The sequence below is a fragment of the Verrucomicrobiota bacterium JB022 genome (assembly GCA_030673845.1).
Classification (GTDB): Bacteria; Verrucomicrobiota; Verrucomicrobiia; order Opitutales; family Oceanipulchritudinaceae; genus WOUP01.
Genome location: JAUTCQ010000002.1, coordinates 1 through 15439 on the forward strand (window position 1 = coordinate 1; position 15439 = coordinate 15439).

General features: G+C 57.0%; 14 protein-coding genes. 3 read left to right on the forward strand and 11 right to left on the reverse strand.

What is annotated here, in order from left to right:
* The first annotated feature begins 197 nt into the window (after nt 1-197).
* Nucleotides 198-560 (forward strand): hypothetical protein, encoded by a 363-nt coding sequence (locus Q7P63_01425; GenBank protein ID MDP0498733.1) that lies wholly within the window; start codon nt 198-200, stop codon nt 558-560.
* A 141-nt stretch (nt 561-701) separates the two neighbouring features.
* Here Q7P63_01425 and Q7P63_01430 read toward each other — a convergent pair whose 3' ends face one another.
* The 7 genes from Q7P63_01430 to Q7P63_01460 all read right to left on the reverse strand — a co-directional run bounded on the left by Q7P63_01430 (nt 702) and on the right by Q7P63_01460 (nt 10023).
* Entirely contained in the window at nt 702-1631 is a 930-nt protein-coding gene (locus Q7P63_01430) for a sulfotransferase (GenBank protein MDP0498734.1), read from the reverse strand.
* 42 nt (nt 1632-1673) lie between these two features.
* Nucleotides 1674-2624 (reverse strand): hypothetical protein, encoded by a 951-nt coding sequence (locus Q7P63_01435; protein ID MDP0498735.1) that lies wholly within the window; start codon nt 2622-2624, stop codon nt 1674-1676.
* 71 nt (nt 2625-2695) lie between these two features.
* Nucleotides 2696-3712: a nitroreductase family protein gene (locus Q7P63_01440; GenBank protein ID MDP0498736.1), complete on the reverse strand. Its 1017-nt coding sequence runs from the start codon at nt 3710-3712 to the stop codon at nt 2696-2698.
* A gap of 27 nt (nt 3713-3739) precedes the next feature.
* Nucleotides 3740-4933: a polysaccharide pyruvyl transferase family protein gene (locus tag Q7P63_01445; protein ID MDP0498737.1), complete on the reverse strand. Its 1194-nt coding sequence runs from the start codon at nt 4931-4933 to the stop codon at nt 3740-3742.
* Between the two features lie 33 nt (nt 4934-4966).
* The gene (locus Q7P63_01450; protein ID MDP0498738.1) at nt 4967-6199 is read right to left on the reverse strand and encodes a polysaccharide ABC transporter ATP-binding protein; all 1233 of its coding nucleotides are present in this window, start codon (nt 6197-6199) and stop codon (nt 4967-4969) included.
* Between the two features lie 46 nt (nt 6200-6245).
* Nucleotides 6246-7121, reverse strand: coding sequence for an ABC transporter permease (locus tag Q7P63_01455; GenBank protein ID MDP0498739.1), 876 nt, complete (start codon nt 7119-7121; stop codon nt 6246-6248).
* Between the two features lie 283 nt (nt 7122-7404).
* Complete coding sequence (locus Q7P63_01460) at nt 7405-10023, reverse strand: glycosyl hydrolase (protein MDP0498740.1); 2619 nt, start codon at nt 10021-10023, stop codon at nt 7405-7407.
* A 154-nt stretch (nt 10024-10177) separates the two neighbouring features.
* On the opposite strand from Q7P63_01460, the gene Q7P63_01465 reads away from it, so the two are divergent.
* Entirely contained in the window at nt 10178-10582 is a 405-nt protein-coding gene (locus Q7P63_01465; GenBank protein MDP0498741.1) for a DUF4365 domain-containing protein, read from the forward strand.
* Here the strand turns inward: Q7P63_01465 and Q7P63_01470 are convergent.
* From Q7P63_01470 to Q7P63_01485, 4 genes are all read right to left on the reverse strand, one after another.
* The gene (locus tag Q7P63_01470) at nt 10562-11944 is read right to left on the reverse strand and encodes an MFS transporter (GenBank protein MDP0498742.1); all 1383 of its coding nucleotides are present in this window, start codon (nt 11942-11944) and stop codon (nt 10562-10564) included. The genes Q7P63_01465 and Q7P63_01470 overlap by 21 nt on opposite strands.
* 158 nt (nt 11945-12102) lie before the next feature.
* Nucleotides 12103-13635: an MAC/perforin domain-containing protein gene (locus Q7P63_01475; GenBank protein ID MDP0498743.1), complete on the reverse strand. Its 1533-nt coding sequence runs from the start codon at nt 13633-13635 to the stop codon at nt 12103-12105.
* A gap of 550 nt (nt 13636-14185) precedes the next feature.
* On the reverse strand, nt 14186-14323 hold the full coding sequence (locus Q7P63_01480) for a hypothetical protein (GenBank protein MDP0498744.1): 138 nt from the start codon (nt 14321-14323) through the stop codon (nt 14186-14188).
* Nucleotides 14324-14385: 62 nt separating this feature from the next.
* Nucleotides 14386-14880 carry a GNAT family N-acetyltransferase gene (locus Q7P63_01485; GenBank protein ID MDP0498745.1) on the reverse strand — a complete coding sequence of 165 codons (495 nt, stop codon included), beginning with the start codon at nt 14878-14880 and terminating at the stop codon, nt 14386-14388.
* Between the two features lie 63 nt (nt 14881-14943).
* On the opposite strand from Q7P63_01485, the gene Q7P63_01490 reads away from it, so the two are divergent.
* On the forward strand, nt 14944-15429 hold the full coding sequence (locus Q7P63_01490; protein MDP0498746.1) for an Lrp/AsnC family transcriptional regulator: 486 nt from the start codon (nt 14944-14946) through the stop codon (nt 15427-15429).
* Nucleotides 15430-15439 lie beyond the last annotated feature (10 nt).

Genomic DNA, 15439 nt, shown 5'->3' on the forward strand with positions numbered 1-15439 from the left:
AGCCAAGGCGAAGGCCCAAAACATCGCCGCTTGAAGCGCAAGAAGTCATCGCGGTCATAAACGTCATACCGATGAAAGCTATCACAACTATGACAGCTTACACGTCCAGCCCGTAGTGACGGCGCTTGGCGTGACGCTTACACAACAGCTCCGATTACTATTACATTTCAGGCACTGAGACTTTCACGATCGACCAAGTGGAGTGGGAACCCGAAATCCGCTCGATTTTCACCGCTCCCTTCGCTCCCTTGACCGAAGATGGCTGGCGATGGTCTTACCTCTACAAGGAGTGGATCTACGAAGGTTACTACCCATGGGTCAGCTCCGCGACCCACGGCTGGCAATGGGCTTCCAGCATCGACTCCAATGGCAACTACTGGCTTTATGACAGCGGCATGGGCCGTTGGGTGATGCACAGCCGCGCGCTCTTCCCCAACTTCTACGTCTTTGCTGAAGACGGGACGGGCGACGGCTGGTATAGCTACATTGGCAAGCCCGGCCAGTACCGCCGCTTCTGGAGCTACGACGCACAAGCCTACGTGTTCGAAAACGAGTTCTAGAACGGATCCGGTTTTAGCTTGGATTTCCAGCCACCTCCGCCCAGAGGTGGCTTTTTTGGCTTGTCGGGTTTCCGGTTGAGCCCTCTACAGTTGAAAGAAATGCCTTTTCGATTCTAGCCGTAGCTTTATGTCTAAAATTCTTTAAGCCTCTCGTTTTGCACGTCTTGCAAGGCGCTTCATTTGGAGAAGATGCTTTAAGCTATAACAACTTGATTTTGATAACGTTCTTTGGTAATTCAGGGTGAATAATTCAAATGTGGAGGTTGGGCCAGAGATGTCCGTTTGGGAATAGCCGTAACTGCTTAAAAAGTCTTTACCTAGGAAGTGCGTATATCCACGAATAAGCGCATCAGTGTATTTGGGCTGATCGCTTGTCTTATTTGTCACTCCGCCAATGGATTTTGTTTTGTGTGCATTCACGGGGTCTCCAAAGATTCCATCGCATTTGTTATTTTTGCTAGGATCAAGGTATTCACTGGAATATTTAAGCCCCAGTCGCGTATAGATATTCCTTAAAAATGCTTCTGGATCCTTCAGAAGGTCCTCGTAACGAATCGTCATGCAGCGGTCAGATTCGCATGATCTGGAAAATTCTAGTAACATTTTGGGAGCGAAGCAGAGGTCTTCGTAAAACTCGTCTGAAGCTCTATAAATAGAGGCGGGCATCCAGGTTTTAAGGATGGAGCGGGCGACCGCAATGGGATCTCTTAGTAGTAAAATGAAGTAAGCCTCTGGGAATGCTGCATGCAACTGTGGAAGTATCTTGTAATAGCGAGGTGTTTTATCGAGAAAATACGGGGAGTCTTTAGCTAACTCCTGATAGTAGGAGCTCAGCATGCGTGCCATGATTTTGGCGGGCTCATCGGTTGATTGTTTCCAATTGTCATTAATGGCCGTTCGAGCGAGTTGGGTGTCTCTATCGATGTAGAATGGGGTAGATCCATAAAGACGCATCAAGGGCAGGGCTATCCAAGGCTCACTGACGGTGGCAATATCCGGATGATTGGTAATCACCCGCTGCAACATGGTCGAGCCTGCTCGCGGCTGGGAAACGAGGAATATAAGCTTCATGACGTTTTGTTACTGGCGTTTTCCAGTCGAAGATATTCTCCACTATCTAATAAACTTGCGGAGCTTTCTGGCTAGCTTGTGGGCAATGGGGTCAAAACGTTCCATACGCTTGGAAATGGGCCGCGGGGTGATCTTGGGCTTAACATGAAATCGGGTGCGGTTCAATTCGCGATCAATTTCATAATTGCGGCTCACGTAGGCCGGGTGGCGCAGTGGAAATGTAATCGGTTCAGTTGGGCGGGAGTCGTTCGCCGCGCCCGCATTTTGTGTGTGAGTAGCATCTGCTCCAAATCCGATATTGGAGATCAAGTTGACTGCGGGTATGATGCAAAGGCCACCGTTACGCCAGATTGATAGGCGATAGAGAAAATCCCAAATCGAGATGCGACGAAATTGGGTGCGCCAGTATTCAGCTACTTCCGGGCTCCCGTGGAGGTCTTGTAGCCACGTGCTGTCCATTAAGGTCTCAAAGTCTGGAGGAGTGCCTTCATAGTATGCCCAGGCGCGCTTCCAGGTTGCCCAGCCCCATGGTATATTGTAGAGGGAAAACCCATAAGAGGCTTCACCAAATGCTTGGCGGGAGATTTCACCATAACCTCCGATTGTCGCTACGCGTTTGTCATAGCGGTATCGCGCAAGTAGTTCGCTACAAAAGGGGAAAAACGATGGTTCAGGGAGGCAGTCGTCCTCCAGAATGATACCTTCGTCCACCTGCTCAAAAAACCACGTTATTGCGCTCGAAACTGCATCGCGGCATCCTAGGTTTTCTTCCCGGAAGAGGGTCTTGCATTCACAGGGCCAGTCAATGTTCGCTACAATGGCTCGTGTTTGTGCACACAATTCGGCTTCGCCAGCTTTTTGTGCTCTAGGCCCATCTGCTGCGATATAAAGCTGCGTTGGCTGAATCTCACGTAGGCGTTCGAAAACCCGAGCGGTAGGTTCGGGCCGGTTGAAGATCAGGAACAGGACAGGTGGCTTGGTGAGATGGGACATCGAGGCGCGTGCTTAAAACCCAAGATATATCGAAAAAATGCCGTCGAAGGCAGATCTACTCTTTTTGAGCCTTACAATATGAAGTCGTTCAGTTGACGTCTGCGAGATGCGGCAACGCTTGCCCCTTCACGCGGATAACCCACGCAAATGAACATCGTGACGCGGAACCATTCTGGCAAACCCAGCAGCTTTCTAAGCTGGGCATCGCGCTCGGCATCTACACACCAATTGAGGGTGCAAGACGAAATGCCTTTGGCGTGCAATGCATAAACGAGCGACATGGAGAACATTCCAGCGTCGATCCAAGGTTCGTTGCGCTCTTCTGGTCCCAGAAAGGAGCGCATATCGGCTCCGGTAAGGAGAAGTGTACGGACTTCGTGACCAAAGCCAGTGTTGCCATTCTGCAGCTTGAAAGCACTCGCAATCTCTTCTCTTTCATCCAGGATTTTGACCTTCCAGGGTTGACGGTTGCAGACTGAAGGAGTGCGCAGGGCAAGCTCTATAGCGGAGGTGAGATCCTCGCGCGGGACAGTTTGGTCCGAGAATGAGCGGACGGAGTGTCGAGAGTGGCAGAACGCTTTGAAATCCTGAAATGAAACCACCGACTCCGCCGGCATTAATTCGATTAGTGGCGATTGGGTGAATGTTTCTAGGTTGCCAAAAACACGTTGGGCTTCCTCGCGAAAAGCATCTACTTCCGGTGAGCCTTCATGAAATTTGAAATAGGCTACCGCGGCATCCTGTGCCATGATAAAACGCTCGTCGCCTGTGTTCCAGCCGTTGTCCACTACTTTGGCTGCTAGTTGGATTAGAATCGGGAACTTAGCGAGGAAGAATGGTTTTTTTACTGCCGACAGTGACAAAGCTTTTTCGATACCGTGGGCAAGCATTGTAAGGCGCGATAGACACTGCTCTTCACCTAAATCATCTAGAGAGAATATAGCGTGCCGTTGATAGACCTCAGCATCCCTCAGCGCGTTGACATAGAGCTTTTCATCGCCGCGGCGTTTCCAGAAGACGTTACGGCCCGCAATTCTGGTATGAAAGAAGCCCAAGCGTCTAAAGAGTTTCAGGATTTGTCTTCTCATGGTTGGTGTCAGGCGAAAATGGAGAGATCAGTCTGCAGTGGATAGGTGTCCTACCGCTGTTTTTAGTGCTTTGTAAAAGAGGTCGTGGCGCTGCTGGTAAAAGTGAGAAGGCAAGGGGTTTTCTCGCTGTTCCTGCAGCATTTGCATAATAAGGGCAGGCGTGGCCTGGTTGAACCGGTAAGTTGGGAAAGCATAGCGCTCGCGACCAGCACGGGCGCAGAGATCAAATGTCTTGCTCATAACTCGGGTGTGCGGATTGAGCCGGTGTCTCAGCTTGCGCTTAAGCTTACTTCCCGCCCATTTTAGGCCTACATCATAAGTATCGAGGGCGACAAAAGGTACACCCAATACCATCGAGAGCATGATGGGATGAAAGCGCACGCCAACGTAACCGGATGCGTTTGCAAGCCACTGAACCCATTCTAGCGGGCTCATTGGAAGCCCGAGGATTCGGTCAAAATTACCTCGTGTTTCTCCTTCGGGGTGGGGAAGGGAAAAAACCTTGTAGCCAGAGGCATGGGCGCTGCTTACAAGATCATCAATCCAGGTACTAGGGCGCGTATCCTCATAAAGGCTAACGATTATGTATGGTGGAGACTCTTCTGGCACTTTTAGCTCAGCAGAGCTAAGGAGACTGGGCAAGACACTGGTTGGGTCGGGGCAGTAGTGGATAGCCCGGTTAGGCACGCCACATAGGCGTAACATCCACTGAGTCCACCGGTCTCGTGTGGAAATATAGTCCAGCTTCTGGCAGGCCAAGCGTATTCCGCGTCTGGTTCGACCACTTAGTTGGTAGTACTTACTCCCCATGGCGCTGGGTGCAATGAAGCCGGTATGGGCAATCCCTGCTTCATTGCACCAGTCCAGCCAGAAAGCGTTTGGAAAGGTAAGGTCCTCTCGGTCAGATTTTGAATCCAGCCGCAATACCGCATCACTGCCGGAAATGACCGCATCGAGCCGATGTGATTTCGCAACGGAAATGACTTCCTCCGTGGAGGTGCAGACTTCGCTTAGAGGCAGGTATTCTTGGCAAAACGCTTCGTGAGTTTGTAATTGGTCGAGAGAAACCCTCTTGCGGTAGAGGGCTTCGAGCACGGGTAGCCGGTAATCTATTATAATAGGCTCGCAGCCCAACTGGCGCAGTGCTCGAGCCGTAGCCAAGGCCTGAAGGTTGGCTCCGAAATTGGCGAGCCAGTGATGAGTGAGAATGCCGACTTTCACAATTCAGCTTGGGCTATGTGATGGGTGTTGCTTTCAGGCGGTGGTTACGGTGCAGTAAACCGATCGGGCGAAAGGTGAATACCGCATCACATCTCCCGAAATCAGGAAAGGTGCGACCCCCTCCGCTCGCGCAATCTGATCTCCAGATACCCCACCGATTTTCGCATTGAGGATAAAGGTGTAGCGACCGGGGGAAAGCTCCAGCGCTCCAAGGTCGACCGCTACGCGGTATTTGCCGCGCCGGAAGTTGCGTAGCCTTTTATCTGAATCGCTGAGATCGAGGACCATGACAGGGTTTTGGTCCTGGCTGCAGATTGTCGCGAAAATGCTGACTTCAATGTCATCCACCACCTCGAATTCAAGATGAAGGGCAAGCTTTTCATCCGGGCGGAACGTATCGTCGTGCTTGTTTTCTCCAATTATCGAGGCATTGGAGAAGGAGACTTGGCCAGTGCCGGCAGTCGATGAGTGGCTTGCAATTCGCGAGAGGTAGAGGTCGATCCCACGCGGTACGTCGTTGGAGTGGTAGCTAATCTGGCCATGCTCTAGCATGAGCACATGGGTGCAAAAGTTGGATATCTGCTGCATGCGGTGCGAGACGAGGATAACGGCACAGCGGCTCATCATGTCGCGCACGCGGTTCAGGCACTTGACCACAAAAGTCATATCTCCAACCGCGAGCACCTCATCGAGCAGGAGGACATCGGGGTCGATTGATGAAGCAATCGCAAAGCCCAGGCGCACACGCATGCCAGATGAATAATTGCGCAGCGGTGTCTCCATAAAATCATGGGTTTCAGCAAAATCCACAATTTCGTCGTATCTTCGATCCATTTCCTTTTTGCTGATCCCGATGACCGCCCCTGCGATGTAAACATTCTCACGTCCAGTCAGCACAGGGTTAAAACCGGCGCCGAGAGCGATCAAGGCGCCCACACGGCCCCGCATTTCAATATACCCAGTGTCTGGCTTGATCAGCCCGTTGAGCATTTTGAGCAAGGTCGTCTTGCCGGCACCGTTATGGCCAATGAGGCCATAGGCTTCACCGCGGCGTACCTGAAAAGAGATGTTCTGATTGGCCCAAAATTCAGACGGGCGTAGGATCGGTCGTCCGCCGCTGTCAAGGCGCCGTTGGGCGGCTGGAAAAATGTCGCCCAAGCTATCTCGTGCGCCGTAAAGGAGTGAGCGCTTCAGGTCTGTGCAGAAAGTCTTGCCCACATTTTCCGCGCGGATCAAGACGTCACTATCAGAAGGCGGGTTTGCCATTTGGATAAGTGCTTTGGTTGGAGAGGCGGGGATTGGGATCAAGGGGCTACATGCCCATACGCTCGATCAGCCGCGGCAGAGTCAGGTGGAACACAAGCCAACCCAGCAGAAGAAAAAGAATGCTGCCAGTGGTGACGATAAAGAAACCAGTCAGGTCATGCACGGGCACGCCAGTCAGCCAGTCACGGGTTGGAAGCAGCACGTGTGTCACAGGGTTGATCGTCATCACCTTGCCCAGGATGCCGCCGCGCTCTGCAGCAAAAAAGACCGGAGTCAAAAACATCCAAATATTCGTGATCATCTGGAGACCTCGGCCAAAGTCGGTATAAAGCAAACTCGCGGTGGCCACGAGAAGGCCGATCGCGCTGCCGAGCAGCACAATTGCGGCAAGGCCAAGAGGGAAAAAGAGGACTTCCCAGCTGGGAGGGATGCGGAAATAGAGGAGGACTGGCAGCAGGACTGCCATTCTGATTGCGAGACCGATGAGCGCAGTGTAGATCGCTGACAGAATTAATGCCGCGCGAGGGAAGTTCACCTTGATCATCATGTCCTTCGACGCGGTCAACACTTTGGCTGGGGCCATGAGCGACTCGACAAAAATCTGCCACAGAATCATGCCGATGAACAGATAGGCCGCGTAGGGAATGTATATGCCCTGAGGATTTAACACGTTGCCCGAGCGCAGGATCAAGAAAGCGGCCGATGCCAGCAGGGGCGGTAATATCGCCCACACATACCCAGCGTAGCTTTGACGGTATTGAGCGGTAAAGTCGCGTAAAGCCAAGCGCACTGCCAATTCCTGACCCGCTTTCAAGTCGCGGGCCATTTCACGGAAGAGATCTGCAGGTTTCGAGAGCGAGGACTTGGGAGAATATCTACTGATCTGCATATTATCGATTCGAGAGGCGAGATGCAGGTTCATCTATTGCAGACAGCTTTATGAACCGAGTTTCCGTCATACGGAGTGATTACATCCCTACTGGGCTTGAAGGGTCAAATCCTTTTGCTTGCCTCCTCGATAATGGAGGGAGTCGTGCTCTATGAGTATTTTGCACTAAGTCTGCAGGCGATTTTTTGTTTAATATAGGCATTCGTTGGCGTTATTTCGTGCATCTATATCCTCGTCTAAGGTAGGATCTTAGGGCCGTTTTCGAGGTTTTATGCTGTCTGGCCTCTTATTTTGAAAAAGCTTTGAGGGATTGATATTACTTCACTTCCACCCGCTCCAGCGGCACGAGCTTTACGGGGCCGAGCAGGCCTGCCGGTTGCACGGGCCACCCAGAGGCGTCGAAGGGGCGGTAGTGGATATTTACGAAATTGATCTCGCGCATGATCTTCCAGTCGACGCTGCGGCGGTCGAGATCGCGGATGCGGTTGGCGGCCGTGTTGGTGACTTCGATGGCGAGTTCGTTGGTGCCTGCGCGTAGATCCCCGTCGAGCAGGAGGCGGTAGGGCAAGCTCCAGGCGGTGCCGACAAGTTGGCCATTGACCCATACCCGGGCGCTTTCGCGGACGTCTCCGAGGTCGAGTTGCCAGCCGTCGGCGATGGTGGGGTCAAGTTCGAAGGTCGTGGAATAGCGGGCGGTGCCGCTGAAGCGCTCGGCGTCGGCGCCCGGGGCCGTCGTCCAGCTGACGGGTTGGTCGGTGGCGAATGGATCGGGCAGGATAGAGCCGCCGTTCACAAACTTCACGCGCCACGGTCCCGGTAGGGTTTGCACGGGCTGGGCAGGCTCGGTGTAAGGCCAAGCCGGGCCACTTGACTTGCCGTCGGCCACGGTGCGGAGGATCAGCGACTCGCCGGGCGCCAGTTGCAGATAGGCTTCGGTCGCGTTGGGGGTCTGGCGCATGGCCGCCACGCCACCACGCCCGGTCAAGGGATCGAGCAGGGTGCTGGTCGAGGCCTCAACGCCGAGGGGGAACCAGCCTTCGCGCGGTTCGGCGCCGAGGTTGGCGATAAAGTAGTCCCAGCCGTCCGTCGTGCGCCGCCGGATACTCTCCAGCCCTTGCGCGTGCATCGCCTCCGGGCGCACCCCCGGCAAACGGGGCAGGGCGGACAATGCATCCTCGTCCAAGAGAACCCTTCCGCGTCCGACCTTTGCTACATCGACCCCCAGCTGGCGGTCATGCTGAAACTTGAGCGGTTGGCGCAGGTCCTTCAGCTCGGCGCGTCGCTCTTTCAGCCGACCGAGCCCCGGCACGTCTTCCGGCCAACCTTGCATGATGACGGTGGCCCCACCTTCGGCCAATTCGAGCAGTGCACGCAGGGTCTCCAGCCGCATGTGCTGCACGGGGGGCACGACTAGTGCGGCGTAGCTTGTGCCGGGCGTCACGATGCGACCGTCTTCCGCGTGGCTCAGGCGGAGTTGGGCATCGGAAATATAGTCAAAGCTGTGGCCGTGTTCGCGCAGTTGGCGCGTCGTTTCCCCAAAGGCGGTACCAGTCGCAAATTCGGGACGATGGACAGACAGCAGTTGCTGCAGGCCGTCAGGTGAGTGCCAGAGGTCGTCCAGCGGCCAGTAGACGAGCAAATCGTTGTCGGGCTGGCCACTCTGCAAGACGCTTTGCACGCGCGCCACGTAGGCGTTGAGCGCGCCGAAATCTTCCCACCACGGGTTGCGCGGGTTGAACTGCGTGGAGGCGTAAAAGAGCCAGCCCGGCCATTGCGCGTCGGCGGGGGAGAAGACGGCGCCGTGATAAAAGACGTGGTTGATGCCGTCGAGGAACAGGCGGTCCACCTCCGGCTTCACGCCCGCAAGCGTTACGTGCCAATGCTCACGCAGCCAGGTGGCCGTCTCGGACGAGATGAGAGGCTTGCCCATTACATGCCCGGCAGACGAGGCAAAGCGCGTCACGAGCGGCTCGGGCACATCTTTGCCGATGCGGTCGGGCTCGCGCCGCAGGCCGGGGATGGGGAAGGGGGTGGAGCCAAAGGTCTCCGTCTCGGGGATGTCGGCGATGCCGTAGAGGTCGAGCAGGTTGGCCGGCGCGCCGTGGGACTGGTTGCGCGTCTTCCAGCCGTGCCCGTGTGCCCAGTCGGCCCATTGTTGCAGGTAACTTTGATGGAGGTGGTCGAGCGTGGCCCGGTAGTCGCGCTTGATCCGCGCCAGTTTATCCGGTGCGGTGGTCGGGTTCTCGCTCAGGACTTCAGCCGCGTAGGGCTCGATGCGGTAGCCGTGCTGGCGTTCGAAAGCATCCGCAAACGCGCCGGTCACGTTGGCGCCATAGTATTCAAAAGAGTCGTGAAACTGAGACCGCACCAGCTCGTCCGGGAAACCTATCAGCGCCTCGTCGAAGTGGCTCAGGTAGCGCTCCAGCGCGTCGGGGGAATAGGGATCGAGCACGGTGCCTTCGCCGCCCGGAGCCGCCCGCTTTACCTGCTGCTTCGTCGGCTCCATCGCCCACTGGCCTGCCTGCACGGTCAGTGCCTGTGCGCCATCCTCCACTGGCACCCACGGCCCACCAAAAGGCCAGCCCGTGCCGGTTGCCATATCTACGCCCAGGCCCAGCCGATTGGCTTCGGCGCCCGTGTGCTGCAGCAGCTCCACCCAGCGCGGCGAGAGGTATGCGACGTAGCGCTCTTCCGCCCCACGCGCGCCGTAGATCGGCGTAATCTCGACTCCGCCCAGGCCCGCCGTTTGAAACGATTCCAGTTCCGCCGTGAGGTTGGCCTCATCGACTGCACTGCCCGGCCACCACCAGCGAATCCACGGGTGCGCCGTCTGCGTCACCTCCGGCCAGCCGGGCGAAAGGGTGGCGGCAGCGTTGGCCAGCGGTGCAGCTACTGTTCCCAAGGCGACCAAGGCCCACGCGCGTCGAAGTCTCATCATATGCAACCCTTAAGCCTTGGCACAAGGTGTGCCGACTGTTAATGACTCCACACGTCCGAAGATAGACCTTCGCTGCTGAAAAATGCCTCCCTACTCCTGGAAACACCTAAACACTCGGCAACTCGGCCGGTATGCTGAATACTTTGCTAAGATGGAGCTCGCTCGCTTCGGACTTCAAGTCTTTACGCCCGAAGTCGATGACCATGGGATTGATTTTGTCGCTCGTGTGAAGGATGGCGAGTTTTGGGAGTTTCAGGTTAAATCGGTTACCAGGTCAAATTACGTGTTTATGCGAAAGCAGCATTTCAAGCTGCATCCGAAGCGCTTTTGCATTCTTGTGTTGTTGCGAGAGAACGAAGTTCCTCGGATGTATCTGATTCGTTCGACCGAATGGCTCCGGCCCAATAGCTTGTTGTGCGACCGAGATTATAACGGAGAGGGGCAGAAGAGCGCCCCCGAATGGGGAATCTCATTGACGAAGAAAAACGTGTCCGTGTTGGAGGCTTACGCCTTTGAAGATCAGATGGAGCTACTGTTAAGGGAGGTCCTTGCGTAATGTCACTTCCCTCCGCCGTTCCTCCAAGGCGTGCTGGATTTCTTCCATGCGGCGGCGGGTGAGCGGGTAGCTGATCAGCACGGCGGCGCAGGCGACGATGAAGGCGGTGGGCACGACGCTCATGACGAGGCGGATGCCTTCGAGGGCGGTGGCGCTTTTGACTTCTTCGGTGCCGGAGTAGCCATAGCGGCCCAGCACGTAGAGCATGACTGCGCCCGCGATGCCGCTGCCCAGCTTGATCGCAAAGGTGCCGGAAGAGTAGACGAGGCCGGTGGCGCGGTGCCCAAACTTGTACTCCGAGTAATCGGCGGCATCACCCAGCATGGAGAAGAACAGCACCGGGAAGGCCCCCGCCGCGAAGTCGGACACGATGCCGAGCGTGAAGATCAGCGGCAGGTTGTCCGGACCGGCCAGATAGGTAGCGGCCGCCGCCGCGCCGGAAACTGCCATCGCGCCGAGGAAAAGTGTGCGTTGGCCCATCCAGCGCGCGAGCACGGGCGTCACGACGGTGGCGGCGAGGCTGGCCAGCACCAGAGCCGTCATATACGGGCCCACGAGGTCGCGACGCTCCATGTAGTGCGTGAAGTAATACATGATCACGCCTTGCCGGATCGCGACGTAGGTGACCCAGAGGAAGCCGACCAGCAGCAGGATGAGCCAAGCGTGGTTGCGCAGAAGGTCGTGCAAATCGTCCAGCAGGCGGGTTTTGGTGATCTGCGGTTGCACGCGCTCGCGAGTGCCGAAGAACGTGATCAGGAGGAACGCTGCCAGCATCGCCCCGTAGATGCTGAAGGTAATGGTGTAGCCGCGTGCATCATCGCCCTGCCCAAAGTAGGTCACCAGCCGCTCCGCCAGCCCCAGCGCCAAGGCACCGCCCGCAAAGGCCCCGAAGAACCGGAACGACGAGACGACCGTCCGCTCCCGCACGTGGCCGGTGATGACCCCGGTGAGGGAGGAGTAGGGCACGTTGCTGGCGGTAAAGGCCAGCGTGAGCAGGATGTAAGTGACATAGGCCCACACAAGGTTGCCGGTGTCACCCAGGCCGGGCGAGGTGAAGGCCAGTGCCAGTAACAGCCCGAATGGCACCGCCGACCAGAGGATCCAGGGGCGGTAGCGTCCCCAGCGCGTCTGCGTGCGGTCGGCAATCGTGCCCATCGCCACGTCGGTAAAACCGTCGGAGACGCGGGCGACCAGGAGCAGCGTGGCCACCGCCGCGCCGGGGATGCCGACCGTATCGGTGTAGAAGATCGGCAAAAAAGTCATCAGCGGGCGCCACGCAAGGGCCGTCCCGGTATCGCCGAGCGCGTAGGCCAGCTTTTCCCAAAAACTTGGGCGTTCGGTGGAAGCAGGGGAGGGGCTCATAAGGGGGTAGCGCCCGAGCCTAGCGCGTTGCCGCGCGGCGTCAGCCTTCGCGGTTTCAACCAGTCAAAAAAAGAAGGACCGCCCCCTGTGCAATGGGGCGGTCCTATGAGGATGGGAGAGCCTGCAATTCTCTCCCGCTAACCGTTCTGCGCTTAATGCTATGCTGTCTTGGAATAGCAGAGATAAATGTAGTCGCCGCCGGCGCCCTGGTTCAGGTCTTGCGGCACTTTGGTGAAGTCGTAGGGGGGCGGGATGTCCGGGTTGCCGCCGCCAACGATGGTGATGCCCTTGATCGACTCCATGGGGTTGTAGGCAATCGACTTGTAGCACAAGTAGATATACTCGCCGCCCGCACCCTTGTTGAGGTCGACATCGATCTTGGTATAGCCGCTCGGGGCGGGCGCTCCTTTGCCTTTGACGAAGAGGATGTCAGTGATGCAGGCGGGCTGGTCCTGCAGGTGCATCGGGTTGACGCTCATCTTGTGGTAGCACAGGTAGATGTATTGGCCGCCGGCCCCGCGATTGAGGTCGTAGGGGATCTTGGTGTAGCCCGCTGGCGGCGGCACTTCGGAGCTGCCGCCATAGACGACGGCCAAGGCGTCGATGTAGTTGGCGTAGATCTGGGCTTCCCTCGACTTGCGCGGCCCCCACACTTCGGTGAAGTAGCGCTGCATGTTGGCCCGATTGGTGGAATCTACGCACAGCACCCAGAGCCCCGTCAGCGGGTTGTTGCTCATGAAGTCGATGAAGTCGGGGGAAGTTCCGACGGTCGCCACCCACTTGTCGAAGTCGGCCTTGACGCCGGAGAACACGCTTGAGGCGACGGTCGAATCGCCGCCCGTCACAAAGTGTCGCATTTCCGAGTTTTGCTGAAAGCTCGACATCGATTGCGAGTACTTCGCGCGCGCCTCGGTGCTCAACTGGCCGGTAAAGCCCTGATAGCTGGCCTGGGCTACCGTTTCGTTGGAGAAGCTCTTGTCGACCTGCACCTTGTTGGTGGCCGAAGAGAGGACGGCGCGCCCGCCCATGATGATGCCGCTGAGGAAGTGGCTGCCGTAGAGGTTGAAGAGGGTTTCGAAATCCTGGTCGCTGCTCGCGTTGTCGATCAGCTTGCGCACGTCGTCGTAGAGCAGCGAACGCAGCTTCTCGAAGTCGGGTCGCAGGACGAGCGACCAGAGGGTGACGGATTGCTGGATGCGGGAGAACTCGTTTTCCGCCACCCGTAGGCTGCTGGAGCTGTATTCGTTGGAGACGGAGGCCGAGAACAGATTGTAGGCGCCGGACACCGTCACCTTGGCGGTGAAGTCTTCCTGGAACTTCGAGATGCTGTTGCCCGTGCTGTTGCTGTAGCGGTAGCTGTCTTGCTGCTGCACGTCGATCACGTCGGGCACGACATTGTTGGGTTTGAAGGAGACCGGGCGTTTGGTCGCCTTCGACCAGTCGAAGAGTTGGACGGTAATGCTCTTGGCCGACGCATATTCGCCATAGAGGTTGTAACCCGCACCAACGGCTTCGACGCCCGGCAGGTAAGACTCGGAGAGGTTTTGCTGGTAGCGCAGCAGCTCGCGGCGGGTAGGGGCGTCGTGCTTGACCAGTACGGGAGGAACGTGAGTGGTGATACGTGGCGCGATGTTTTTGGGAAACACCTCGCGCTCAATCTTCGCCTTGGAGGCGGAAAGAGTCTGGCTCATGGTGAGATGGGGGGGGGGGGGGGGCAGGGTAAGGGTACATGCCCTTGAGGGAGGGCAGGAGAAACGCACGGAATCGAAGAGCGGTCGGAACACGCCAGAATCTCGTGCGCCGATCAGTTGATTCCAACCGCTCTGGGGGGGGGGGGGGGGCTAACTTGCAAGAAAGGAGGAGATTCGAGGCCGGTCCGTATCCGCGAATCTAGGCGTATTCGTTTAGTCGAAAACGGACGTATGATCAAGAGCTTTTCTACGTTAATCACGTTTTTAAGCTTTAGTTTAAAGCTGCAAGGTCCGTTTGAGGGCCAAGAGCCGGTATCCCGGGCTACAGTGGATGGTGATTCTTCGGCTTTATTACGTTATTAAACGATCATGTATAACTTGCTCGCCGCTCGATCCAGTAGCTTGGTTTCCGCTTCAGGTGCGCCAAGTGTGAGGATGGCGCTGGATTTCTCGAAAGGCCGACTCCAGCTTCAAAAATCGATCCCTAGGCCGGGAACTTCATTTTCGTAGAATGCCGCTGCCTTTATCGTTTCGCGGCGAGCTGTAAGGGCTACTTTAAATTCCATCCGAGTTCCGCGCGAATACCCTCAAAAGCTTCCTCCATCGGAATGCCCGGTTCCCGCCCGTCTTTCCAGGCTTGGTACCGTTCTTCGGCCAAGGCGAACCATGCGCGGTCGATCTCGTTCAACTCCTCTGGCTCAGGGGCATGATACTAAAATAGACTTTCGCGACTCTCCGTCGACTCCGTCTTCAGCCCACCACCAGCTCCATGCGGACGTCGGCTCGGGTGTAGGGGCTGGGGCGCATGGGCACTTTGACAAAGCCGGCTTGCTCGTAGAGGCGCAGGGCGGGGGCGAGGCGGCTGTTTGTCTCCAGAAACAGTTGGCGGGCGCCGATCTCACGGGCGCGCTCCAATACGGCCAGCATCAGCAGGCGACCGATCCCCCGGCTGCGGGCCCGCTCGTCGACGCCCATCTTGGAGATCTCCCACCAGCCCGGCTCGCTCTTGGCGGGGACGAGGGCAATGCAACCCACGATAGTGTCGTCCAGCCGTGCGAGCAAAATATGGCCGCCCCGGTCGAGGATGTGGGCCTGCGGGTGGTTGAGCACCTCCAGGTCGGCTGGCTCGATGCTGAAGTAGGCCTTGATCCACCCGAAGCTGATGCGGGCAAAATCGACGGCATGCTCGGGGCGGAAGTCGATGATTTCGATTTCAGGGGCGGGCGCATTCGGTGTCAGTGGCATGACTGCAATGGGATACAGTTTGTGCGTGCAAAATTCCGGCCATACGTTCATCTTTGCCGCCTTATGGTCAAAAAAGTCCTGCAACTATTAGCCAATGGCGAAGCCGTAAACACTGCCCAGATCAGTGCCATCCTGGGCGCATCTGAAGCCGCAGTCGAGGCCGCCCTTGCAGAATTGCAGGCGGAAAAGCTCCTGCTCGGCTGGCGGCCCATCCTGCACCCCAAGGCGCACGATGGCGACAGCGTTCAGGCGCTGATTGAAGTCAAGGTGATGCCCGAGCGCGAGGGCGGTTTCAACAAGGTGGCCGAGCGCATCGCCCGGTTCGACCAAGTCGAAACCTGCTACCTGATGAGCGGCGGTTACGACCTCATGGTAGTGGTCAAGGGCCACAACCTGCTGGAGATCGCCACCTTCGTGGCCGAAAAGCTCTCCACGATCGACCGCGTGCAGTCCACTGCCACGCGCTTCATGCTGCGCTGCTACAAGGAGAGCGGTTTCCTGATCGAAACCCAGCCCGACGAGCTCCAGCGCCCCGCGGTCAGCCCGTGATCCGCGTTCA

What these genes read in the sequence shown, in the direction of transcription:
- Q7P63_01475 (MDP0498743.1), bottom strand. Translation starts at nt 13,635, where the DNA reads ATGAGCCAGACTCTTTCCGCCTCCAAGGCGAAGATTGAGCGCGAGGTG.
- Q7P63_01470 (MDP0498742.1), bottom strand. Translation starts at nt 11,944, where the DNA reads ATGAGCCCCTCCCCTGCTTCCACCGAACGCCCAAGTTTTTGGGAAAAG.
- Q7P63_01440 (MDP0498736.1), bottom strand. Translation starts at nt 3,712, where the DNA reads ATGAGAAGACAAATCCTGAAACTCTTTAGACGCTTGGGCTTCTTTCAT.
- Q7P63_01430 (MDP0498734.1), bottom strand. Translation starts at nt 1,631, where the DNA reads ATGAAGCTTATATTCCTCGTTTCCCAGCCGCGAGCAGGCTCGACCATG.
- Q7P63_01450 (MDP0498738.1), bottom strand. Translation starts at nt 6,199, where the DNA reads ATGGCAAACCCGCCTTCTGATAGTGACGTCTTGATCCGCGCGGAAAAT.
- Q7P63_01490 (MDP0498746.1), top strand. Translation starts at nt 14,944, where the DNA reads ATGGTCAAAAAAGTCCTGCAACTATTAGCCAATGGCGAAGCCGTAAAC.
- Q7P63_01435 (MDP0498735.1), bottom strand. Translation starts at nt 2,624, where the DNA reads ATGTCCCATCTCACCAAGCCACCTGTCCTGTTCCTGATCTTCAACCGG.
- Q7P63_01485 (MDP0498745.1), bottom strand. Translation starts at nt 14,880, where the DNA reads ATGCCACTGACACCGAATGCGCCCGCCCCTGAAATCGAAATCATCGAC.
- Q7P63_01455 (MDP0498739.1), bottom strand. Translation starts at nt 7,121, where the DNA reads ATGAACCTGCATCTCGCCTCTCGAATCGATAATATGCAGATCAGTAGA.
- Q7P63_01460 (MDP0498740.1), bottom strand. Translation starts at nt 10,023, where the DNA reads ATGAGACTTCGACGCGCGTGGGCCTTGGTCGCCTTGGGAACAGTAGCT.
- Q7P63_01465 (MDP0498741.1), top strand. Translation starts at nt 10,178, where the DNA reads ATGGAGCTCGCTCGCTTCGGACTTCAAGTCTTTACGCCCGAAGTCGAT.